Origin of the sequence: Maccoyibacter intestinihominis (genome assembly GCF_040096355.1) — a bacterium.
Taxonomy (GTDB): domain Bacteria; phylum Bacillota; class Clostridia; order Lachnospirales; family Lachnospiraceae; genus Maccoyibacter; species Maccoyibacter intestinihominis.
Genome location: NZ_JBBMEX010000005.1, coordinates 19820 through 42092, shown reverse-complemented (window position 1 = coordinate 42092; position 22273 = coordinate 19820). Strand labels below are relative to the sequence as shown.

Below are 22273 nucleotides of genomic sequence, written 5' to 3'. Positions count from 1 at the left end.
TGACGCGGCATTAGTTTTTATATATCTTATCACAAAAACGGCAATACTGCATAGAGGGATTTCTCTTTTGATTTTACAAAGAATTAGCATCTCACACTTTTATGTTTCTTCCCTTAACCTACTATATTACTATCCCTTTAAATGCCAATTATGCCACATCCTTACACAAAACTCATAAACCATTCCACCATCTCCGGATTATGATGTGAGAAGAAAAGACTCTTTCCGGTATCAAGTTCTTCGATCTGGTGCATTTCCTCTGCCGTCAGTTCAAAATCAAAAATACATTTCATTTTATGTATAGATAATATGAAGTGACCTCACATTTGTAGCAACGTGGATTTACTATACTGCAACAAAAACGAGCAGTCAAAAACCGAATTTCCACAGTTATTGCTACTCGTTCCTTTCATAATTATCCAAATACTAATTAAATCCAACTACTTTTTGAGAAATCTTATATGCCGCAATCGAAATCTTTCTGCCTCCCTTACCCGGAAGGTTCATCGTTCCACCCATAATTCCATTTCTCAGATGATGGAATAACCGCAGATCCTTTTGCTTGATATAATTCCACAGCTCCCGTTTTTTCTCAAGGTTCTCTTCTGTGCCGGAACGGATCAGCATAACCGTAGATACCACGGTAATGATCTCTAAGTAATTAAACATATATTTTCTGAGCTTTCGATCCTGCAATTTCCATAGATCATAGGAATCTACCATGATTTTATTGACCTTGATCTGCTGGTCGATCCGTTTGATCATCACGCTCTCATTGACGGACTGATCCTCTCTGCCGATGTAATAACGGTAAAAATCCACATCCAGATAGTACATATTTTTTACATAAGGAAGTGGTACATAGACAAACAGATTATCCACATAAAACGTATGCTTTGGCAATTCTAATCCACAGTCTCTCAAAAGCTGTGTCCGGTAAATAACCGAATGCATCAAAATATACTGTCCCTTTGAAAAATGCCGCACATCCTTCCAGGTAAACAATTTTTCTTTCGGGATCGCCGAAGTATATTTCATGACTTTTTTATGCTTTGCACCTTCTTTTTCATAGACAAAATTACTGATCAGCATATCCAACTGGCTTCCGTTGCCGACTAATTCACGCAGTGTTGCCAATATCTTCTGATATGCCTCTGCATCTACCCAGTCATCACTGTCTACTACTTTAAAGAAAATTCCCTGTGCGTTTCGTATTCCGGTATTGACCGCCTCTCCATGTCCTCCGTTTTCCTGATGGATGGCACGCACGATTTCCGGATGTTTTTTTGCATAGGAATCTGCAATCTCCGGTGTCATGTCCTTTGAACCGTCATCGACAATGATGATCTCCACATCCTCGCCCCCGATTAACAGCGAATCAATGCATTTTTCCATATAATCCTGTGAATTGTAACATGGGATAGCTACCGTTAATAATTTCATCTGTTCTGCTCCTATTGATTGATAATTTTTTCAGTTAGATCCAATGCCTTCTTTGTCATGGCATCTATATTATAGTACTGATATTCTGCCAGTCTTCCTAACAGATAAAAGTTCTTATAATGCTCCGTCCGCTTTCGGTACTTCTCATACAGCTTCCGGTTCTCTTCATTTAAAATTGCATAATAAGGAATTTCTCCATCTTTCCCTGTATATGCAAACGGATATTCTTTCACGATCGTGGTTCCATCCGTGTCTTTTTGTTTCGTCAGATATTTGAACTCGGTAATCCTTGTAAAATCTTCACTGACCGTATAATTGACCACACTTCTGCCCTGATAGGAGTCCCTATCATAATGTTCAAATGCAAAATCCAGGGAACGATACGGAAGTCTTCCATCACAGCAGTCAAATAATTCGTCCACTGCTCCCGTATAGATCACCTCACCCTGAAATGGCTCGCCATGCAATAAAATCTCATCTTCCTGAAATTTTAAAATCTCTTTTGCATCTGTATCTAACACGATCGTAATATTCGGATGGTCTAACAGGTTTCGGAACATCCGGTGGAATCCCTGCTTGGGAACTCCCTGATAGCGGTCCGTAAAATATCCGTTATCTCGCGAGATCAGTACCGGTACACGTCCGGTTACTTCCTCACTGATCTCTTCCGGCTTCTGTCCCCACTGCTTCATTGTATAATATAGGAAAATATTCTGATAGACATAATCTGCGATCTCGCGGATCCCTGCATCCTCACTTTTTCTAAGTTCCATGATCGGGACCTTACTTCCATAACCGTAAGTATCTGTCAGCTTCTTTTCCAGTTCCTCTGCTTTATCTTTTTCAAAGACCATATGTAGTGTATTCAGATTAAATGGAACCGGGATCAACTGCTCGCCCACCTGTGCTACCACTTCATGCCGGAAAGATGTCCACATGGTAAACCTTGAGAAAAATTCATAAACCTCTTTCATTTCCGTGTGAAAAATATGAGGTCCATACTGATGGATCCAGATACCATGTTCATCCATGCAGTCATAACAGTTCCCGCCGATATGGCTGCGTTTCTCTATTACTAAAACGTTACGTTTTCCTTCTTCTGCCAGTCTCCTTGCCGCCGTACTTCCTGCAATTCCACTGCCAACGATAATGCTGTCATACATATTACTTTCCTCCGGGCGATGTGCCCCTCTCTCTTTCGTCTATTATACACACTCATGCTTCTAATTCCAACTTCTTTCTGGAAACTTAAGAATATTTTAGGATTTCGGTTTACATAATTTGTTCATTTTTTGTTCATTTTTTTTTTACTTATTTATCATAATGTAATCACAATCTTTTCACATTTGCCATATATACTAGACAGCGTAATGAGGTTAAATCCATTATAATACATTCTTTTTCATATGTATGCCGATGTCGAAAGACATCGGCTCCCTCTTTTTATAAGACTTTTACAGGACATTCTATTCTATGAGAATGCCTGTATTTTTTATTACATTAGGTTGTCAAAAGGCGGCTCACATCTTAGTAATTGGCAACTTGCACAAACCTGGGACTGCTTTTGTGACTTTGGGAGAAAATTAGTAAATCTTAGTCTGGCTGTTGATGTATAGTGTTTTGCTGCCATGGACGGCAGCAAAAGTCTTAGCATCCCATGGACGGGGTGTTTAAGACGTACACGTCACTCTAGCGTAATCTAACTCAGGCAGACTTAGATTTTCTTATTTTCGTACAACGGAACAAAATAGACTCGGCTTTGTGCACGTTGCCAATCAAAAAACTGGAAACCGCCTTTTGACACCCGAATCGTATTACGAAATAATCCCTAAAACAGTTTTCGTATATATTTCTTATATCGTTCAAATGCAGATGGGACCGGATAATTCTGAATGCAGTCCTCTGCCTCTAAAAACAGCAATCCCGAATCGTCCTCCTCTAGCTGTGCAACCTTGATCACATAACCGGCCATCTGCCATTCAATATGTGAAAAAATATGTTTTGCCTCCTCTAACTCCTGTATCCGCATCGGAAGCAGTCCCATTTCTTTTACATATTCTAATGCCTCTTCTTCACTCAGATGCCCCTCTACATTTGGAAATTCATAGAGTCCGGCTAAAAGTCCCTTCTCCGGACGTTTATTCAGGATTACACGGCTGCCGTCCCGGATTACAAAAACCGTTTTTTTCTCAATCCGTCTTTGTTTTGCTTTGGACTTCACCGGATATGCCATCTGGCTCCCTTCTTTTTTAGCCATACAGATATTTTGTACAGGGCAGTTGTCACAGTCCGGCTCCCCATTCGGGACACAGACCGTTGCTCCTAATTCCATCAATGCCTGATTGTAAGCACTTGCCGCTTCTTTTGGCATGGATTCTTTCAACTGCTGCTCCATTTGTGTACGGAACGCCTGCTTCATAATATCTGTATCATCGGCAGTGATCCTTGTGATGACCCGCAGTACATTGCCATCCACCGCCGGAACAGGTATCCCATAAGCAATCGAAGCAATTGCACCTGCCGTATAATGACCGATTCCCTTTAACGTCAGCAATTTTTCATAATCTGCCGGAAGTTTTCCCTGATACTCTTCCATCACTGTTTTTGCTGCGATCTGCATATTCCGCACGCGGTTGTAGTACCCCAGCCCTTCCCACAGCTTTAAAAGACGTTCCTCGTCACATTCTGCAAGATGGCGGACATTCGGCAGCTCTTTCGTAAAACGTTCAAAATATGGCTTGACGGCCTCTACTCGGGTCTGCTGTAACATAATTTCCGACACCCATACGCGATAAGGTGTCGGATTTTCTCTCCATGGAAGAACTCTTTTATGAGTCTCAAACCATGACAGTAACGGTTCATTTATTTTTTCTAACTGGATTTCTGATAACATTCGCTTCCTCATTCCATTTTTTCTACGATTTTTATGTATACAGTATAACATATTTAGAAAGGGCAGAAAAGTACAGGAAAGGATTGACAATTTTTTGTCAAAGTTATAGAATGAACTTACATAGTAATGTACACAAAGACATTTTATTTAGGAGGTTTTTCATGAACAATTTAAAACTTGAAGTTGCAGACGAAATTGCCGTTCTTACTATCTCTAGACCGGCTGCATTAAATGCTTTAAACAGCGAAACACTGGATGAATTAAACGAAGCATTAACAGAAATCGAAGCAAGAGATGATGTTAAGGTTGTTATCTTAACAGGTGGTCCTGACAAGAAGGGCAACGAGTTCAAATCTTTTGTTGCAGGAGCTGACATCTCTGAAATGGTTAACTTCTCTGCTGCAGAGGCAAGAGCATTTGGTATGAAAGCATCTGTTCCTTTCTTCAAATTAATGAACATGCGTCAGGTTACTATCGCTGCTGTAAACGGATTCGCTCTTGGCGGTGGATGTGAGATTTCTATGGCATGTGATATCCGCATCGCTTCTGACAATGCATCTTTCGCACAGCCTGAGACAGGTCTTGGAATCATCCCTGGATTCGGTGGAACACAGAGACTTGCTCGTTTAGTTGGAATGGGAAGAGCAAAAGAATTAATCTTCACATGTGACAACATCAACGCTGAAGAAGCTTACAGAATCGGTCTTGTAAACAAAGTAGTAGCTAAGGAAGAATTAATGAGCACTGCAAAAGACATGGCTAAGAAGATCATCTCTAAAGGAAGCTATGCTGTATCTATCGCAAAAGCTGCAATTAACAATGGTTATGACATGGATATCCAGAACGCAGTTGAGATGGAAGCAAACTTATTCGGTATTACCTGCTCTACACATGACAAGAAAGAAGGAATGACTGCTTTCTTAGAGAGAAGAGCTGCTGATTTAACAGACTTCTAAGAATTTGATTCTTACATAGACATAGAAAATGGAGCTGTCACACTTTATGTGGACAGCCCCATTTTTTATATATCACACCTTATTCCCGAAACCGATATTTTCCTTTCCCCTGTCCCTTTACATTTTCGACAAGTCCTCTTTCTACCAACAGTTTTAACAGTTCTGATGCTCTCGTTGACCTCAAACCGGTCGTGCTCTCTACACCGGTTCTGCCAAAGACCTCTTCTGTTCCATATTTCTCAAATAAGATCTCGATATGCCCTACGGTCTTATCAGATATATCCGGTAACATATCTACCCGCCATTTATCAATCTCTGCTTTTTCGGTCCCAATGTCCGCTTTTCCAAATCCAATATTCGTTTCTTCCGCTACGAAGAACTTACCATTGATATGCATCGTTCGATTCCGAAGCTCATTTTTTTCACCCAGTAACAGATTCCACAAAAACAACTCTAAGCATTCCATCATCTCATGGACACCTTTAGTTAGATTATTATAATTTGCCCGCACAAGTGCATTTCTAAAGTACCATGCATTTTCAGCAAAAATCTCGTTCGTTGCATCGAATCCCAGTGTCCTGAGATATTTTATTAAAAAAACGGCTGTTGTCCTTGTATTCCCCTCTATGTTTCAATTGCCGTATCCAGCAAATATTGGGATGGCTGTAACCCATCTACTGCCTGAAGTCCGATTGCAGTATACCACGCATAGCCCTTATCACGCTTCCCCGGTTCTGACTGTTTCACATATTCTTTAAATGGGTCCTTATTCACTACGCAAACCTCCGTCCATAGGCATAAGTAGAAAAGTAAATCACCGATGCGATCAACACGATCATCGGACCTGTCGCAACATTTGTATAGTACGACACCAGAAGTCCCAGCACTCCGGAAAAAATGGAAAATACCACAGAAAAAAAATGATATTCTCGCATATTCTGCGAAATATTCCGGCCGGATGCTGCCGGCAGGATCAACAGTGCATTGATCAAAAGAATCCCGATCCATTTGATGGAAAGCATAACGATAAGAGCGATCAATATGGAAAACAGATTCTCTATGACTTTTACCGGAATCCCCTTGCTCTTTGCCAGTGTCACATTGACACTCTCGGCGCACAGTTTGTTAAATGCCAGCACCCAGAAGACTAATGTTACTGCAAAAATAGCTACTAAATAGAGAATTTCCCGTCTGGTAATGCTCAAAATATCTCCCACCAGCAATGATGAATATTTGCTGAAATTGCCTCCCTTTGACAAAATAGCAAGTCCAAGTGCCATACTTGCGGAAGAAAAAACAGAGATCAGCGTATCGGTAGATGCGGTACTCTTTTCCGCGATCTTATTTAAAAGCAGCGCAAATACGATTGCAAAAAGGATCATGGAAAGTGTCGTATCCTTCATTCCAAGCACGGCTCCGATCGCAATTCCGGTCAATGCGGAATGTCCTAATGAATCTGAGAAAAATGCCATTTTTTTATTTACGATCATCGTTCCAAGAATTCCAAATAACGGAGTAATGATCAGAACTGCCAGCAGTGCATTTTTCATAAAATCGTATTCTAACCATTCGGTAAAAACAGCCTGCATCACGCTCTTCCCTCCATTCCAAAGATACGTCCGAACTCCTCGCTCGCATAGACTTCTTTCGGTGTTCCCTGCTTTAGGATCTTTTTATCTAACAACAGGACTTTGTCTGCATATTTTGCCACATAGTCCAGATCATGGGAGATCAGGATAATTGCCAGATCAAAATTTTTCTTTAAATAATCCATGGTCCGATAGAATAATTCCATACCGTTCTGGTCAATACCGGACACCGGTTCGTCTAATAATAAAAGATTCGGCTCATCCATAATTGCCATTGACAACAGCACCCTTTGAAGCTGACCGCCGGAAAGATTGCACACCTGTCTGTCGATCAGATCTTCTACCTCAAAAATACGCAGGGCTTCCTGAATTTCTTCATAGAGCCGCTTTTTCTTATATAAAAATACCGGTGCCTTTCCCTGATAGGACGCCATCAGATCATAGACACTGAGTGGTGTCCTTTTTTCAATATTTAAAGACTGCGGCACATAACCGATCTTCATGCGCCGCATATGACCGTTTTCCGTATCACGAAAATCAATGCTTCCCTCATGCGGGATATCATTTAAAATGGCCCGGATCAGAGTAGTCTTGCCTGCACCGTTGCGTCCGATGACTGCATTTAGTGTCCCACAGTGAATGTGCATATTGACATCTTCTAAAATAGTCTGATTTCCAATCGTTACACCTAAGTGGTTCATCTTGATACAGTGCAGCCCACAGGGTTCGATAATTTTTTTCATCACTGCAATGCCTCCTTTAACGCCTCTAAATTGCTGCGCATCGCTTTTAAATAGGCATCCTTTTCATATTTTCCCCGTACACAGGTGTCTAAATAGACTACCGGAACATTTGTCTCTTTTTTTACACTTTCAGCTAATTCTTCGCCGTAAGTCCGTTCCGCTAAAATCATCTTTGCACCGTCTTTTTGAATCGCTGACAACACATCGGCAACTTCGCCAGCACTGACCTGACGTTCCTCGTCAAGATTCAGTGTATAGACATCATTCAGATTCCACTCATTTGCCGCATATTCTAATCCCTCATGGAAAAGAACTACTTTCTGACCGTTGCCATTACAGGTATCACGATATTCTTCTGTCAGATCAGCTATCTGTTCACAATAGGCATCTGCATTTTTCTGATAGATTTTTTTATTTGTCTCATCCACTTCTGACAGACCTTTGGCAATGTTTTGCACCTGCTTTTGATATTTCTCTGTATCCATCCACAGATGTGCATTTTCACCGGACATTTCGATACCTTCTCCTGCCTCGATGATCGTCAGGTTTGGATAACGCGAAGCAACCTCCGATAAAAAGTTTTCAATACCTCCACCATTGATGATAAATACATCTGCTTTTGAAAGCAGCACCATATCTTCCGGTGTCAGCTGATAATCGTGTAAACATCCGGTCTGTGGTTCACTCAGATTTTCCAAAGTGACTGATTCACAGCTGTCTGTGACATTCATCGCAGCAACATACATCGGGTAAAAAGAGGTGACTACCCGAAGCTGTTCTGTCGCCTCTTTTTTCTCCTCATGGTTAACATAAATCGAAACCGTACCAAGGGAGATCATTGCGATCACGACCAACAGGCAGAATACAAATCCATACTTTTTTCTATTCATCTTCATTCTCCGAAACTTCACTCTCTAAAATGGAATCCATCAGATTCCAGATTTCTTCTCTTCCCTGCTTGCTGGTTGCAGAAAACGGAATGACGATACTCTCTTTTTTCAATCCAAGTCCTTCTCTGACTAACTTCACATGTTTCGAGATCTGGCTTCTTTTGAGCTTATCCATCTTCGTTGCAATGATGATCGGCTCGTATCCCTGATAGACGATCCAGTCATACATCATCTTATCATTCGCAGAAGGCGCATGACGGATATCAATCAATAAAAATACTGCCCGAAGCTGCTTTGAGTTATGCAGATAATTCTCGATCATCTGTCCCCACTTTTTTTTCTCTGATTCTGCCACCTTCGCATAACCATATCCCGGAAGGTCTACTAAATACATCACATCATTGATATTATAAAAATTAATAGTCTGTGTCTTTCCCGGTTGTGCAGATGTCCTTGCTAACGACTTTCTGTTCATCAACGCATTGATCAGAGATGATTTTCCGACATTTGATTTTCCTGCAAACGCAATTTCCGGTTTTTGGTTGTCCGGCAGTTTACTTGTATAACCGCAGACAGTCTCTAAATTTACCTCTTTGATAATCATGATTTCTCCTGCTTTCCATATCCTGATGTTTCTATGCTGTAAAAGCCTGCTCTAAAACCTCATCCATGCTTTCCACATAGACGATTTCAAGTCCTTTGGTAATCTCTGCTGAAACCTCTTCTACATCTTTTTCGTTTTTCTTCGGAACACATACGGTTTTAATTCCCGCATTTTTCGCTGCTAATAGTTTTTCTTTTAAACCTCCGATCGGAAGCACTCTTCCACGCAGTGTGATCTCTCCTGTCATCGCAATGTCAGCCCGTACTTTCTTACCAGTCGCCGCTGAAAGCATTGCTGTTGCCATCGTGATTCCGGCAGAAGGTCCGTCTTTTGGCACAGCCCCTTCCGGAACATGGATGTGTATATCGTTTTCTTTAAAAAATTCTTTGTCAATGCCCCATTTTTTACTGATGGCACGGATATAACTAAGTCCGATCTGAGCGGACTCCTTCATCACATCGCCAAGCTGCCCGGTCAATTTAATATCGCCCTTGCCCGGCATAACATTGACCTCTATCTGCAGGGTATCTCCACCGACGCTTGTCCATGCCAGTCCACGCACAATACCAATCTCATCCTGTTCATTCGCCTTGTCAAAGCTGTATTTTTCTTTTCCAAGATATTTTTCTAAATTACTCTCGGTGATCTTGATCTTTGTCTTATCTCCCTGATAGATCTCTCTGGCTGCCTTCCGGCAGATTTCTCCGATCTTACGCTCTAAATTACGCACTCCGGCTTCTCTGGTATATCCGGAGATCATGCGGCGCAGTGCGGAACTGCTGATCGTAAGCTCCCCGTCTTTGAGACCGTTTTTCTTCATCTGTTTCTGGATCAGATGCTCTTTGGCAATATGCTCTTTTTCATTTTCCGTATAACTGCTGACTTCGATCAGCTCCATACGGTCTAGCAGCGGTCTTGGGATATCCTGTACGGAATTTGCCGTTGCTATGAAAAGCACCTCCGATAGATCAATAGGAATCTCTACATAGTGGTCACGGAACTTGTTATTCTGTTCGGAGTCCAGCACCTCTAACAGTGCGGAAGCCGTATCTCCTTTGTAGTCACTGCTGATCTTGTCGATCTCATCTAATAAGATCAGCGGATTCTTCACGCCTGCACTGCGCAATCCGTTCACTAAACGTCCCGGCATTGCTCCGACATAAGTCTTTCTATGTCCACGGATCTCTGCTTCATCACGGACACCGCCTAAGCAGATACGGACATATTTTTTATCCAAAGCCTTGGCTACTGAACGTGCAATACTGGTTTTTCCTGTTCCCGGAGGTCCTACTAAACAGATGATCGGGCTGTCTCCCTTGCTCGTCAGGTTACGGACTGCTAAAAATTCTAACATTCGCTCCTTGACCTTCTCTAAGCCATAGTGGTCCTCATCAAGAATACGCTCTGCATTCTTTAAATCCTTATTGTCTTTTGATGCCTTATTCCACGGCAGTTCTAACAATGTCTCGATATAGCCGCGTGTTACCGCACTCTCCGAAGAACTCGAAGAAATATTCTTAAAACGGTCAATCTCTTTTTGGATCCGTTCCTTTACTTCTTTCGGTGCCTTTAACTTCTTTAAGGACTCTTCGTATTGTTCTGCATCGCTCTGGGTATTGTCTTCCCCTAATTCCTCACGGATGACTTTTAACTGTTCCCTTAAAATATATTCTCTCTGATTCTTCTCTACCTTACTCTTAATCTTCATCGCAAGGTCATTACGGATCGTTGCAATGTCAATTTCCCGTAAGAGAATTGCCATCAGAACTTCATAACGCTCGGTAATGGTAACTGCTTCTAATATCCTCTGTTTCTCCTCATAGCCGATTGGAATGCTGTTTGCGATCGCATCCATCAGACGGTCTAATTCATGGATCTCCTGGATCGGTTTTGCCGCCTCTTTGCCATTCTTGGAATTGTAAGTGCAAAACTGTTCATATTTTTCTTCTAAGCAGCGGATCATCGCCTCTCTGGCATTTTCCGGGATATCCTCTAAGCCATCCTCTGTAAAACGGATCACTTCCGCTAAAAGATATTCTTCCGTCTCCGTAAAACAATTCAGCTCTGCACGCTCGATCCCCTCGACTAATACACGCACAAGATCATTCGGCATTTTAATGACCTGTTTGATCTCTGCCACTAATCCGATGCTGTACAGATTTTCTGCTGTTGGCTCTTCCTCTTCCGGATTTTTCTGAGTCAGAAGAAAAATCTCCTGCTCATCCATCATTGCCTCTTCTACTGCCTTTATTGATTTTTCCCTGCTAACGTCAAAATGGGCTACCATGCCTGGCAGTATGGTTAGCCCTCTTAACGCAACAGTTGGTAATTGTTTTATAATACTACTCATCAAATATCAACCCCTGTTTATGCGATATTTTTTTCAATCATTGGTTCCTTTTCTTCTTCTACAGAATCTTTTGTGATCGTACATGCGATTACCGATTCATCGGACGGCACACGATACATCAGATCGAGCAGAATGCCTTCGACGATCGCACGAAGTCCTCTGGCTCCGGTTTTTCTCTCGATTGCTTTTTTCGCAATTGCCTCTAATGCTTCTTCTTCAAAGTTCAGACGCACTCCGTCTAATTCAAAGAGTTTCTGATACTGTTTTACCAGTGCATTCTTTGGCTCTTTCAAAATGCGGATCATTGCCTCTTCATCTAATTCATTCAAGGATACGGTAACCGGCACACGTCCGATAAACTCCGGTATCAAGCCAAACTTAATGAAATCTTCCGGTATTGCTTTCTGGAATGCTTCGCTGATCTTCTGGTGGTTCTTATCTGCAATTTCTGCATTGAATCCCATCGAACCCTGCTCTGTTCTGGCATCCACAATTTTTTCTAATCCGTCAAACGCACCTCCGCAGATGAACAGGATATTTGTGGTGTCGATCTGGATCAGCTCCTGATGCGGATGCTTTCTTCCACCCTGTGGTGGTACACTTGCCATTGTTCCTTCTAAAATCTTTAAAAGCGCCTGCTGTACACCCTCACCGGAAACATCTCTTGTAATCGACACATTTTCGGATTTTTTCGTAATCTTATCAATTTCGTCAATATAGATGATACCGTACTGTGCACGTTCCACATCATAGTCTGCTGCCTGAATGATCTTAAGCAGGATATTTTCCACATCCTCACCTACATATCCGAAATGCTTTCCTTCCAGATCACTGATGGAATTAATTCCGGAATCTGCTCTTGTAATAATATATCCGTTGTAATAATCTTTACCGTTTACTTTTGGTGTTGCTACCGGTGTAATGTCTGCAATCTCACATGCAGTTGTATATGCCATTGGTGAGAACCATCCACCATCTAAAATACCGTCTTTGATATGAACACCGAGGGAATCGTAGTCCTTAACAATCATAACTTTTGCTTTCTTGCCAATGGATTTAAAAATTCTCTCTAAGATCGGAGCATACATCTGTTTAATGTCTTCCGGAGAAGTAAACGGATTGATTCCGATCGTGATCTCATCTTTATCCTTGATCTCACACATCAGATACTGCAGTTTCTCGCACATGTTGTTCAAGTTATCACAGCCTTCTAATAAGGAATCATTCTTTGCCTGATGGCTCTCGATCATCGCAATGGATTCTCTTGTCTCATTATCACTGGATGAGATGTGATCCACTAAATCATTCAGTGCATTTTCCATATCTGCGGACACACTTACGTTTCTGTTAGAAACATTGGTAAGCTGTGCCATGCTCTCTTTCATATTATCAACAGAGCCCTGTGTCTGGTTTAAAACCTCTACGGTCTTGCTCATCATATCATTCAGACGATTGATGGAATCTCCTGAATGTTCGATGGACTGATGTGCACTGCTGACATTTTCTTCTAATTTCTTGACGATCTGCTCGATCTCTCCGATAAAGCTGTCTGTCTCATTTGCAAGTTTTCCTACCTCACCTGCTACAATGGCAAATCCTTTTCCATGCTCACCTGCGCGGGCTGCTTCAATGCTTGCATTTAAGGATAACAGGTTGGTCTGCTCTGAAATATTTTTTATGTACTCTACAATCTTCTGGATGCTCTTAGAGGATTCTAACAGATTTTCATTGGTCTCCTGTGTTACCTTAAAAGTATTATCTAATTCTTTTAAGATCTCATAAGTCTCCATGACGGTATTACGTCCGCCATTTACCTGATCCAGTGTCTTGTCAGCCTCTGCCTCAACCTTGGTAATACTGCTGTTGATCTCTTCACTGCTACTGCTAACCTGACGGATGCCGTTCTCTACTTCTTCTACTTTCGTCAGATTCTCATTTGAAAATTCTGCAATCTTATGGTTTTTCGTTACGAGTGTTGCAAAGGCTTCTTTGTTCTTCTTTGCAAGCCAGGAGAGCTGCTGGGTATCAAAACCAATTGTCTCCATCATATGTCCCATTTCACCATAGATCTTTTGGTACTTTTCTAACGCTTCCCCTGTATTTCCAGAACCCGTATGCGCTTTTGAACCGGCATTTTTATTTCCAAACATACTAATTCCTCCTTTATGCGTACACTTTCTCTTATATATATTGCCTTTATTATAATACATATTTGTGATTTTTCCAAGATAATTTAGCTTTTTTTTGTATATTCTTGTCAATAAAATATCTATTTTTGATAAATCCACGCTTCTTCATGCGTTTTTCTTTTATAAACACAGAACAAAATTATTTTCTTTCAAACAAAGAAGTCCGAAATATGGGTTTCCACATTTCGGACTTCTCATCACTCCTCTATCTTCCGGACATCTGCTCTTCCTGCTTCATGATCATTTTCTTGACCATCTCGCCTCCGATAGAACCAGCCTGTCTGCTGGTTAACTCTCCGTTGTAACCCTCTTTTAACGGTACTCCGATTTCGGATGCAACTTCCTCTTTAAAACGTTTCATTGCTTCTTTTGCTTCTGGCACTGCCATGCTGCTTGTGTTAGAACCTGAACTTGTATTTGAGCTCATAGGTTTCACCTCCATAATTTTTACTGTAATCTATTCTAAGACTGCGTTGCCGCTTGTCTTGATACTAGTATGGTTGTTTACAATAAAAATATGTTGGTAAGTTTTTACAAATTCAATTAATAGATCATATGTGTTCTGACATCTGCAACAACTTCGTCATCCATGAAGTAGCTGACAATGGCAAGTCCGAAGTCAAATGCCGTTCCCATGCCGCGGCTGGTAATGATATTTTCATCCACTGCCACATTTTCATAAATGACGTTGGCACCTTTCAATTCGCCTTCAAATCCCGGATGGCAGACAGCAGTCTTTCCCTCTAAGATCCCTGCTGCTCCTAAGACACTCGGTGCGGCACAGATTGCAGCCACCAGTTTTTTCTGCTCTGCAAATTCCCGGATGATCCCGTTCACTCTTTCGTGATCCCCTAACTGCAATGTTCCCGGCATTCCGCCCGGCAGGATCACTCCATCTAATGTATCAAAATCCACATCTTCAAATACCGCATCTGTCTGGAATTTGATCCGATGGGAACCAGCCACAATATCTCTTCCCATAATGGAAATGGTCTCTATTTCTAATCCTGCTCTCCGGCAAATATCCACAACAGCAAGTCCTTCAATTTCTTCACAACCGTCCGCAAAAAAGATTCCTACTTTTGCCATGCTCTTTCCTCCTGTACTGACTTTTTTATTTTCTTCATTATAGACTGTCCCCTTTTGTTTGTCCAGTTATGCTTCTTTGATTTTACAGTTGTTTCTTTGATGCAAATTCATTATAATAGAGTCGTAGCATCAGACAGATCATTCAGAGAAATGGAAAGGTGATTTATGGGTACGTTTATCATATGGCTGGTTATCGTAGCTTTGATTCTTTTAAGATCAGCTCGCCAGAATAAACAGGAAAAAGCAAAAAATGCCAAAAATACGAAAGGCTATACTTATCCAAAAACACATCCAACCGAAAGTTACCCGAAATCTTCCCCTGTATCCAGAAAACATTCTAAACCGCAGGAACCAAAGGAAAATGTCTTTACGAGAGCAAAACGAAATGTCTCTGAAGATTTTTCAAAAGACAAACTTTCAAATCCGACAGAATTTTCAAAAGATGTCCCGCAGAATATGGATACTAAGGTTACGAAGACCGTTACAGTTCCGGTCGCTGACTCTTCCGGGAATCCGGCCATGAACTCCGTACTTGCTGACTCCACAACTTCTGATGAAACCTCTGAAGACCTGATGCGTACTTTAGATGATCTGATGGTCAAAGGCTATGAACCGCATCTTACGTTTGAGCGGGATTTTGTAGCAGAGGGCATGGAACTTCTAAACAGATATTAATTATTAGAAAAGCAGGCATGATTTATGGAAAAACAATTACCACAGCCCGGTTGGAGATACCGGCATTTTAAAGGCGGACTTTACCAGATTGTCACACTCGCGCTGAACACGGAAACAGGCGAGGATATGGTAGTCTATCAGGCACTTTATGATGATTTTAAGGTCTACGTCAGACCACTTTCGATGTTTCTGAGCGAGACAGATTTTGTAAAATATCCGGACAGCACACAGCCGATGCGTTTTGAGCGGGTAGATGCGGAGGATGACCGGAACGTTCCAAAGCCTTTGGAAACCACCTCTTGTGAACCTTCCTTTGAAGAAACTACAGAAGAGCTTCCGGATGGCATTTCTCCAAAACTGATAGCTTTCTTAGATGCAGATTCTGACGAAGAACGTTATACTATTTTAAATGAAATGGAAGACATTGTAGATGACCACATGATTGATACGATGGCGGTTGTATCGGACCTTGTCATTGAAGACGGTCCGATCAGTCAGCGTTTTCAGGAACTAAAACGCTGCATCCGCACCAGAATCCAATATGAATCAAAAAGATTCCCACGTCACATTTCCTGACATGGGAATCTTTTTTTATTCTTTTGCGATATGTCTCCGGCTCAAAGAACTGTTCTGGTATTGACCGGAAAATGTCACATCCTCACCGAACCACTCCGGTGCCTCAAATGCTTCCGCCTCTTCTTTTGTCGGGAACTCCACTTCTGCAAGCTGCAAAGATGCTAATTCTCCTTCAAAAATATCCAGTTCGATCATATAGCTCTGATAGGGTATCTTATAGCGTTTTTTTGTGATAAGAATACCGTCTGCCTTTGGCTTTAGATGTTCATATGCCTCTTTGGTCAGTGGCAGATTGTACTCCTCTCGTACTAACAGACCTTTTCCTTTATAGGTCAGTGTATAGGTGTCATCAGAACGTCGGATACGCACCACCGGCTCTATACACAGATAACCCTGTTCTAACTGCCGACATTCATATTGTTTTAAATCTTCCGGCAGTTTTTTTACTAAAAACTTTCGCTCAATTTCTAATGCTTCCATTTTTATTTCCTACAGATATCAATATAAGATTTTACTACTTCCACCAGCTTTTCGTAACTCATGGAGGTTGTGTTCAGGCAGAAATCATAGTTTCTGGCATCGTTCCACTCTTTGCCCGTATAGTATCTGTAATACTCTGCACGATATTTGTCGGTCTTTTCGATTTTTTTGATAATCTCTTTTTCCGGCTCACTGGAAATCTCCTGTACACGTCTGATACAGTCTTCGCGCGGTGCATAGAAAAACAGACTGATGACATGGTCAAATTCTTTCAGTACATAATCCGCACATCTTCCTATAATAACGCAGGACTCTTCTTCTGCAAGCTGTCTGATGACCTTTGCCTGATAGTTAAAGAGGTTGTCATCGGATACAAACTCACCGCTTTCCGGTGGAATGATTTCCCCCCGGTATGTTTTTTTGACGATTCTGAAAAGCGGAGATTTTTTTAATTTTTCATCCACCTCGCCAAATAAAGCTTCATTGATTCCGCTCTCATCAGATGCCATACGGATCAGCTCTCTGTCATAGTAGTTGATCCCCAACTCTTTTGCGAGAAGTTTTCCTAACGTTCTTCCGCCACTTCCGTAACTTCTTGCAATTGTAATTACCGTATTGCCCATACAAACACCTACTCTCCTAAATATGCTTTTTTAATGGATTCATCATTCAAAAGATCTTTTGCATCTCCCTCAAGTACGATCTTTCCTGTCTCAAGTACATATGCACGGTCTGCAATGGAAAGTGCTTTTTTCGCATTCTGCTCTACCAGTAAGACAGTCGTACCTTCTGCTGAAATCTCTTTGATGATGTTAAAAATCTCTTCTACAAAAATCGGTGACAATCCCATGGACGGTTCATCCATCAACACAATTCTCGGTTTACTCATTAACGCACGTCCCATGGCAAGCATCTGCTGCTCACCACCGGAAAGAGTTCCTGCTAACTGGTTCTTTCTTTCCTCCAAACGTGGGAAGCTCTTGTATACCCGCTTTAAACTCTCTTCGATCTCGGTCTTATCTTTTCTGGTATAAGCTCCGAGCTTTAAGTTCTCTAACACGGACAACTGTGCAAATACACGTCTTCCTTCCGGAACGTGTGCCATTCCCATGGATACGATCTTATGTCCCGGAATCTTTGTAAGCTCCGTTCCTTCAAACTGAATGCTTCCTGCTTTTGCATTCAGCATTCCTGTAATGGTCTGCAATGTCGTCGTCTTTCCGGCTCCGTTTGCTCCGATCAGTGCAATGACTTCCCCCTCTTCTACATGGAAGGAAATTCCCTTGATTGCCTGAATCACTCCATAATATACTTCTAAATTTTTTACTTCAAGCATTGACATTTCAAATTTCCTCCTATTCTCCCAGATATGCCTTGATAACTTCCGGGTTATTCAGTACATCACTGGTTTTTCCCTGTGCAAGCACCTGTCCGAAGTTGAGTACCGTCAGTTCCTCACAGATACCGGAAACCAGCTTCATGTCATGTTCAATCAAAAGTACGGTCATATCGAACTTATCTCTCACAAAACGAATCGTTTCCATCAATTCTTTTGTCTCATTCGGATTCATTCCGGCTGCCGGTTCATCTAACAATAATAGTTTCGGGTCTGTGGCTAATGCTCTTGCAATCTCTAATTTTCGCTGTTTTCCATAAGGCAGGTTGGAAGCAAGGATATCTGCTTCATCCTGAAGGTCAAAAACCTCTAGCAGCTCCATTGCCTTCTCATTCATTATTTTTTCCGTCTTACGATAGGACGGCAGACGCAGGATTCCGCTGAGTGTGGAATAAGTATGCTCATTGTGAAGTCCGATTTTTACATTATCAATGACGCTCTGCTGATGGAACAGACGGATATTCTGGAACGTTCTTGCGATTCCATGTTTGTTGATATCGATCGTCTTTTTACCTGTGATATTTTCTCCATCTAGGAAAATACTTCCATCGGTTGGTTTGTATACACCGGTCAGCATATTGAATACCGTGGTCTTGCCGGCACCGTTTGGTCCGATCAAACCGTACAACTGACCTTTTTCTATTTTCAGATTAAAATCATCTACTGCCCGAAGTCCTCCAAAGGAGATTCCAAGACTTTTTACTTCTAATAATGCCATCTTATGCTTCCTCCTTTGTCTTTTTTAATTTGCTCTTCATGCGTTCTCTGAACACTCTTGCTCCCGGTGCCCAGTTAAAAAGCATCATTGCGATCAACAGAACAGAGTAAATCAACATACGGTAATCGCTCAGTCCTCTCAATAACTCCGGTAATAAGGTTAAGATCACTGCTGCAATGATAGAACCTCTGATGTTTCCGATTCCTCCAAGTACCACGAATACCAGGATCATAATGGACATATTGTATCCGAAGTTTGCCGGAAGCGCTGTCAGTGTTGACAGGTTATGTGCATAGAGCACACCGCCGGCTCCTGCAATGGCTGCTGAAATTGTAAAACTCATCAGTTTAAATTTGGTTACATTGATTCCAACCGATTCTGCTGCAATACGGTTATCACGGATTGCCATGATCGCACGTCCGCTTCTGGAATTTACCAGATTGTATACAACGATCAAAGAGAGAATGATCAAGATCACACCGATGGTAAATGTGGACTGGTGTGGTGTTCCGGTAATTCCTTTTGCACCATTAACGATCAGTTCACCGTCTGTATCCATGTTTAATGCTGTTGCATCCTTAATGGAAAAATGAAATCCTTTTGAATCACGTCCTACATAAAGTACGTTCATAACGTTTTTAATAATTTCACCAAACGCCAGTGTTACGATTGCTAAATAGTCACCACGCAGACGCAATACCGGAATTCCGATCAGGAATCCGAAAAATGCTGCAAACACGATTCCGATCAATAATGCAATGATAAAACGAACGGTCGGGTTCATGGATGAATCCTCCATACATTTTGTGAAAAATGCACTGGAAAATGCTCCGACACACATAAATCCTGCATGACCCAGACTCAATTCTCCTAAGTAGCCGACACAGAGATTCAATCCGATCGCTACAATAGAATAGGTACACAGCGGTACTAACATTCCCTGCATCAGACTGGACATGGAACCACTCATGACCATTGCCTGAATGATCAGATAGACAATTACCACCATTGCATATGTAATAAATGCATCCTTTGAAGATTTCTTCATTGTCTTAAAATTCATTTTACTTTTCATCCTGCCCACCTACACTTTCTCATTTACTGCCTTACCTAAAATACCGGTAGGTTTTACAAGCAGAACAATAATCAATACGGCAAACACGATCGCATCGGAAAGCTGGGAAGATACATAGGCTCTTCCAAGGATTTCAATGACACCTAACAGGATTCCTCCGATAAATGCTCCCGGAATAGAACCGATTCCTCCGAATACTGCTGCGGTAAATGCTTTAATACCAGGCATTGCTCCTGTATATGGAGTCAGTGTCGGATATGCAGAGCAGAGCAGTACACCTGCAATGGCTGCCAAACCGGAACCGATCGCAAATGTTAAAGAAATCGTTCCGTTGACATTTACTCCCATTAACTGTGCTGCATCTTTATCCTCCGATACAGCTAACATTGCCTGACCTGCTTTGGATTTTTTGATAAAAAGCATCAATGCGATCATAATAATGATGCAGGCTGCAACTGCTACAACTGTTACTCCTGAAATTACCAGACTTCCACCGGCTAATTTCAGTGCCGGAAGTGATACTACAGAAGTAAAGGATTTTGTATCTGCACCGAATATCAGCAATGCGATATTCTGAAGCAGATAGCTGACACCGATTGCTGTGATCAGAACCGCTAACGGTGTTGCTTTTCGCAACGGTTTATATGCGATCTTCTCAATCACGACACCTAATACCGTACAGATTGCTGTCGCTGCGATCACGCTCGGCAATGCCGGCATTCCCATACCACTCATCATGGTAAATACTACATAACATCCAATCATGATGACATCACCATGGGCAAAGTTCAACATTTTTGCAATTCCATACACCATCGTATAACCAAGTGCGATAATTGCATAAATACTGCCCAAACTGATGCCGTTAATCAAATACGATATAAAACTCATATGGACACCTCTTGCTTTCTTATTTTTTTCTTGCGTTTTCCATAACAAACTCTTTGATAAAAGTAATGATACAAAGCAGACGGTTCTATCTTGTATCATTACTTTTATGTGGTAACGTCTTATTATAACACAGTCTTTTCAGAAAAAGCAACAAAGGGGGTGCCTTACGGCATCCCCCACCATTGGTCTTTTTGAAATCCGGAATTTACATTCCTACATATTCACCATTCTCAATTACGACTGCTTTTGGATCTTTGTTTACTTCACCGCTGTCAGACCATGACATCTTATCACCTGTTAAACCATCGATGGTAACTTTTGTCATTGCACTCTTTAATGCATCTCCCATATCGGTTACGCTCATATCAGGTGTTACTTTTGCTTCTTCCATAGCTGCTTTGATCGCATAGATTGCATCGTAAGCGTCTGCTGCGAACTGGTTTGGTACTTCGTCATATTTGTCTTTGTACTCTTTTACGAATTTCTTTGTTAAATCATCTGTTGCATCTGCTGCGAATGGTGTTAAGAGCATTACGCCTTCTGCAAGTTTTGTATCAAAGTTCTTAACTGCTAACAGTCCGTCTAAACCATCACATCCGAAGAATTTTGGCTGATAACCCATCTGATCTGCCTGCGTTAAAATGATAGATGCTTCTGTGTAGTAGATTGGAAGGAATACTAATTCTGCTCCTCCGTCCTGAGCTTTCTTTAACTGTGTGGAGAAGTCTGTCTTAGAATCTGCTGTAAATGCTTCTTCTGCTACTACTTCAAGTCCCTGGTTCTTTGCTTCTTCAATGAATTTTGCTTCAATACCTGATGAATATACATCAGAGCTGTTGTAGATGACTGCAACTTTCTTTGCTAACTTGTTCTCACCGATATACTGTGCAGATTTTGTTCCCTGGTTCGGGTCTGTAAAACATACCTGGAATACATTCTCACCGGCAATAACATCTGTAGAAGATGCGGATGGTGTAACCTCAAACATGTTATCCTGTGCTGTCTTATCTGCTACTGCAACACATGGTGTTGTTGTAACGGTTCCCATAAGTACCTGCATACCCCAGTCTTTTAAGGTATTGTATGCATTAACGGATTTCTCTGCATCACTCTGGTCATCCTGGAAGTTGAACTCAATCTTCTTTCCATTGATGCCGCCTGCTTCATTGATCTCATCAACAGCGATCTGTGCTCCGTTCATAACTGCTGTTCCGTAAATTGCTGCATCACCGGTAGTAGGTCCGATACCTCCGATATAGAATTTGTCTGCATCTTTCTTTGCTTCTTTAGAACCGCATCCGGCAAAACATCCAACTGCCATAGCGAGTACCAAAAAGATACTTACTGCCTTTTTCATAATAAATTCCTCCTTGTTCTCTTGACATTTCTTAACAAAAATCTTATGCCATCTAAACGATTCTGTCAATACACTTTTTCACGAAAATTCAAGGAAATTCGTGCAATTTTCCGCATTTTTTCACAGTCCATAACTCCCTGGTATGGTACCCATAACCAATGTTTATATCCGTTTTATATTTGACTAATTTTAATCCCCATTCACACTGTAAATGAATTGCCCAAATGAATATGGAAGATTTCCTTTTGTGCAATGGAGATGAAACTCAAGAAATCGTGAAGCCCACTGGCGAACACGATTTCTGCATTCAGAGGTTCATCGGAATGTCCTGCACAAGGAAACCTGAAATATTCATTTGG

General features: G+C 41.5%; 23 protein-coding genes and 2 pseudogenes. 3 read left to right on the top strand and 22 right to left on the bottom strand.

All coding sequences use genetic code 11. From position 1 onward, the window contains the following. Window positions 1-161: 161 nt before the first annotated feature. The 4 genes from WMO43_RS06060 to mutY all read right to left on the bottom strand — a co-directional run bounded on the left by WMO43_RS06060 (window position 162) and on the right by mutY (window position 4336). A complete protein-coding gene (locus WMO43_RS06060; RefSeq protein ID WP_353530603.1) occupies window positions 162-293 on the bottom strand; it encodes a hypothetical protein in 132 nt (43 codons plus the stop codon). Window positions 294-426: 133 nt separating this feature from the next. Continuing rightward, window positions 427-1443 (bottom strand): glycosyltransferase family 2 protein, encoded by a 1017-nt coding sequence (locus WMO43_RS06055; protein ID WP_177962979.1) that lies wholly within the window; start codon window positions 1441-1443, stop codon window positions 427-429. Window positions 1444-1454: 11 nt separating this feature from the next. Continuing rightward, the gene (glf, locus tag WMO43_RS06050) at window positions 1455-2606 is read right to left on the bottom strand and encodes a UDP-galactopyranose mutase (RefSeq protein ID WP_353530601.1); all 1152 of its coding nucleotides are present in this window, start codon (window positions 2604-2606) and stop codon (window positions 1455-1457) included. Between the two features lie 665 nt (window positions 2607-3271). Further along, window positions 3272-4336 carry an A/G-specific adenine glycosylase gene (gene mutY / locus WMO43_RS06045; RefSeq protein ID WP_353530599.1) on the bottom strand — a complete coding sequence of 355 codons (1065 nt, stop codon included), beginning with the start codon at window positions 4334-4336 and terminating at the stop codon, window positions 3272-3274. 161 nt (window positions 4337-4497) lie between these two features. Here mutY and WMO43_RS06040 point away from each other — a divergent pair, with 161 nt between their 5' ends. Further along, window positions 4498-5292, top strand: a complete 795-nt coding sequence (locus tag WMO43_RS06040; protein WP_353530597.1) for an enoyl-CoA hydratase-related protein — start codon at window positions 4498-4500, stop codon at window positions 5290-5292. A 79-nt stretch (window positions 5293-5371) separates the two neighbouring features. Here WMO43_RS06040 and WMO43_RS06035 read toward each other — a convergent pair whose 3' ends face one another. The 11 genes and pseudogenes from WMO43_RS06035 to WMO43_RS05985 form a co-directional block, all read right to left on the bottom strand. Beyond that, window positions 5372-5761 (bottom strand): hypothetical protein, encoded by a 390-nt coding sequence (locus WMO43_RS06035; protein ID WP_353530595.1) that lies wholly within the window; start codon window positions 5759-5761, stop codon window positions 5372-5374. Between the two features lie 155 nt (window positions 5762-5916). Then, window positions 5917-6066, bottom strand: a complete 150-nt coding sequence (locus WMO43_RS06030) for a hypothetical protein (RefSeq protein ID WP_353530594.1) — start codon at window positions 6064-6066, stop codon at window positions 5917-5919. Then, window positions 6066-6881: a metal ABC transporter permease gene (locus tag WMO43_RS06025; RefSeq protein ID WP_353530665.1), complete on the bottom strand. Its 816-nt coding sequence runs from the start codon at window positions 6879-6881 to the stop codon at window positions 6066-6068. The genes WMO43_RS06030 and WMO43_RS06025 overlap by 1 nt, the downstream gene beginning before the upstream one ends. Further along, complete coding sequence (locus tag WMO43_RS06020; protein WP_353530592.1) at window positions 6881-7624, bottom strand: metal ABC transporter ATP-binding protein; 744 nt, start codon at window positions 7622-7624, stop codon at window positions 6881-6883. Before WMO43_RS06020 ends, WMO43_RS06025 begins: the two co-directional genes overlap by 1 nt. Next, on the bottom strand, window positions 7624-8514 hold the full coding sequence (locus WMO43_RS06015; protein WP_353530590.1) for a metal ABC transporter substrate-binding protein: 891 nt from the start codon (window positions 8512-8514) through the stop codon (window positions 7624-7626). Before WMO43_RS06015 ends, WMO43_RS06020 begins: the two co-directional genes overlap by 1 nt. Next, window positions 8507-9118: a ribosome biogenesis GTP-binding protein YihA/YsxC gene (gene yihA / locus WMO43_RS06010; RefSeq protein WP_353530588.1), complete on the bottom strand. Its 612-nt coding sequence runs from the start codon at window positions 9116-9118 to the stop codon at window positions 8507-8509. Before yihA ends, WMO43_RS06015 begins: the two co-directional genes overlap by 8 nt. 31 nt (window positions 9119-9149) lie before the next feature. Next, window positions 9150-11468, bottom strand: coding sequence for an endopeptidase La (gene lon / locus WMO43_RS06005; RefSeq protein WP_353530586.1), 2319 nt, complete (start codon window positions 11466-11468; stop codon window positions 9150-9152). 17 nt (window positions 11469-11485) lie between these two features. After that, window positions 11486-12277 (bottom strand): annotated as a pseudogene (gene clpX / locus WMO43_RS06000) (ATP-dependent protease ATP-binding subunit ClpX); the annotation flags it as partial. 51 nt (window positions 12278-12328) lie between these two features. After that, a pseudogene (locus WMO43_RS14195) lies at window positions 12329-13258 on the bottom strand (methyl-accepting chemotaxis protein); the annotation flags it as partial. 604 nt (window positions 13259-13862) lie between these two features. Further along, a complete protein-coding gene (locus WMO43_RS05990) occupies window positions 13863-14084 on the bottom strand; it encodes an alpha/beta-type small acid-soluble spore protein (protein ID WP_353530584.1) in 222 nt (73 codons plus the stop codon). A 116-nt stretch (window positions 14085-14200) separates the two neighbouring features. Then, entirely contained in the window at window positions 14201-14746 is a 546-nt protein-coding gene (locus WMO43_RS05985) for a DJ-1 family glyoxalase III (RefSeq protein WP_353530582.1), read from the bottom strand. A gap of 165 nt (window positions 14747-14911) precedes the next feature. Here WMO43_RS05985 and WMO43_RS05980 point away from each other — a divergent pair, with 165 nt between their 5' ends. Both WMO43_RS05980 and WMO43_RS05975 read left to right on the top strand, forming a co-directional pair. Continuing rightward, the gene (locus WMO43_RS05980) at window positions 14912-15421 is read left to right on the top strand and encodes a hypothetical protein (protein WP_353530581.1); all 510 of its coding nucleotides are present in this window, start codon (window positions 14912-14914) and stop codon (window positions 15419-15421) included. A 24-nt stretch (window positions 15422-15445) separates the two neighbouring features. Further along, window positions 15446-15997, top strand: coding sequence for a DUF1653 domain-containing protein (locus WMO43_RS05975; protein WP_353530579.1), 552 nt, complete (start codon window positions 15446-15448; stop codon window positions 15995-15997). Window positions 15998-16012: 15 nt separating this feature from the next. On the opposite strand, the gene WMO43_RS05970 is transcribed toward WMO43_RS05975, so the two are convergent. The 7 genes from WMO43_RS05970 to WMO43_RS05940 form a co-directional block, all read right to left on the bottom strand. Next, on the bottom strand, window positions 16013-16477 hold the full coding sequence (locus WMO43_RS05970; RefSeq protein WP_353530577.1) for a CYTH domain-containing protein: 465 nt from the start codon (window positions 16475-16477) through the stop codon (window positions 16013-16015). A gap of 2 nt (window positions 16478-16479) precedes the next feature. Further along, entirely contained in the window at window positions 16480-17100 is a 621-nt protein-coding gene (locus tag WMO43_RS05965; protein WP_353530575.1) for a cytidylate kinase-like family protein, read from the bottom strand. A gap of 8 nt (window positions 17101-17108) precedes the next feature. Next, a complete protein-coding gene (locus WMO43_RS05960; RefSeq protein ID WP_353530573.1) occupies window positions 17109-17819 on the bottom strand; it encodes an ABC transporter ATP-binding protein in 711 nt (236 codons plus the stop codon). Between the two features lie 13 nt (window positions 17820-17832). Then, window positions 17833-18591, bottom strand: coding sequence for an ABC transporter ATP-binding protein (locus tag WMO43_RS05955; RefSeq protein WP_353530571.1), 759 nt, complete (start codon window positions 18589-18591; stop codon window positions 17833-17835). 1 nt (window position 18592) lies between these two features. After that, complete coding sequence (locus WMO43_RS05950) at window positions 18593-19666, bottom strand: branched-chain amino acid ABC transporter permease (protein WP_353530569.1); 1074 nt, start codon at window positions 19664-19666, stop codon at window positions 18593-18595. Window positions 19667-19675: 9 nt separating this feature from the next. After that, window positions 19676-20557, bottom strand: coding sequence for a branched-chain amino acid ABC transporter permease (locus WMO43_RS05945; protein ID WP_353530568.1), 882 nt, complete (start codon window positions 20555-20557; stop codon window positions 19676-19678). A gap of 205 nt (window positions 20558-20762) precedes the next feature. After that, window positions 20763-21878 (bottom strand): ABC transporter substrate-binding protein, encoded by a 1116-nt coding sequence (locus WMO43_RS05940; protein WP_434784171.1) that lies wholly within the window; start codon window positions 21876-21878, stop codon window positions 20763-20765. Window positions 21879-22273: the final 395 nt, after the last annotated feature.

Coding starts and splice junctions, on each gene's coding strand:
- WMO43_RS05990 (WP_353530584.1), bottom strand. CDS start 14,084: ATGAGCTCAAATACAAGTTCAGGTTCTAACACAAGCAGCATGGCAGTG.
- WMO43_RS06025 (WP_353530665.1), bottom strand. CDS start 6,881: ATGCAGGCTGTTTTTACCGAATGGTTAGAATACGATTTTATGAAAAAT.
- WMO43_RS06015 (WP_353530590.1), bottom strand. CDS start 8,514: ATGAATAGAAAAAAGTATGGATTTGTATTCTGCCTGTTGGTCGTGATC.
- WMO43_RS05985 (WP_353530582.1), bottom strand. CDS start 14,746: ATGGCAAAAGTAGGAATCTTTTTTGCGGACGGTTGTGAAGAAATTGAA.
- WMO43_RS05980 (WP_353530581.1), top strand. CDS start 14,912: ATGGGTACGTTTATCATATGGCTGGTTATCGTAGCTTTGATTCTTTTA.
- WMO43_RS05975 (WP_353530579.1), top strand. CDS start 15,446: ATGGAAAAACAATTACCACAGCCCGGTTGGAGATACCGGCATTTTAAA.
- WMO43_RS05950 (WP_353530569.1), bottom strand. CDS start 19,666: ATGAAAAGTAAAATGAATTTTAAGACAATGAAGAAATCTTCAAAGGAT.
- WMO43_RS06060 (WP_353530603.1), bottom strand. CDS start 293: ATGAAATGTATTTTTGATTTTGAACTGACGGCAGAGGAAATGCACCAG.
- WMO43_RS06040 (WP_353530597.1), top strand. CDS start 4,498: ATGAACAATTTAAAACTTGAAGTTGCAGACGAAATTGCCGTTCTTACT.
- mutY (WP_353530599.1), bottom strand. CDS start 4,336: ATGTTATCAGAAATCCAGTTAGAAAAAATAAATGAACCGTTACTGTCA.
- WMO43_RS06020 (WP_353530592.1), bottom strand. CDS start 7,624: ATGAAAAAAATTATCGAACCCTGTGGGCTGCACTGTATCAAGATGAAC.
- WMO43_RS05960 (WP_353530573.1), bottom strand. CDS start 17,819: ATGTCAATGCTTGAAGTAAAAAATTTAGAAGTATATTATGGAGTGATT.
- lon (WP_353530586.1), bottom strand. CDS start 11,468: ATGAGTAGTATTATAAAACAATTACCAACTGTTGCGTTAAGAGGGCTA.
- WMO43_RS06055 (WP_177962979.1), bottom strand. CDS start 1,443: ATGAAATTATTAACGGTAGCTATCCCATGTTACAATTCACAGGATTAT.
- WMO43_RS06035 (WP_353530595.1), bottom strand. CDS start 5,761: ATGATGGAATGCTTAGAGTTGTTTTTGTGGAATCTGTTACTGGGTGAA.
- WMO43_RS05965 (WP_353530575.1), bottom strand. CDS start 17,100: ATGGGCAATACGGTAATTACAATTGCAAGAAGTTACGGAAGTGGCGGA.
- WMO43_RS05955 (WP_353530571.1), bottom strand. CDS start 18,591: ATGGCATTATTAGAAGTAAAAAGTCTTGGAATCTCCTTTGGAGGACTT.
- WMO43_RS05970 (WP_353530577.1), bottom strand. CDS start 16,477: ATGGAAGCATTAGAAATTGAGCGAAAGTTTTTAGTAAAAAAACTGCCG.
- WMO43_RS05945 (WP_353530568.1), bottom strand. CDS start 20,557: ATGAGTTTTATATCGTATTTGATTAACGGCATCAGTTTGGGCAGTATT.
- yihA (WP_353530588.1), bottom strand. CDS start 9,118: ATGATTATCAAAGAGGTAAATTTAGAGACTGTCTGCGGTTATACAAGT.
- glf (WP_353530601.1), bottom strand. CDS start 2,606: ATGTATGACAGCATTATCGTTGGCAGTGGAATTGCAGGAAGTACGGCG.
- WMO43_RS05940 (WP_434784171.1), bottom strand. CDS start 21,878: ATGGCAGTTGGATGTTTTGCCGGATGCGGTTCTAAAGAAGCAAAGAAA.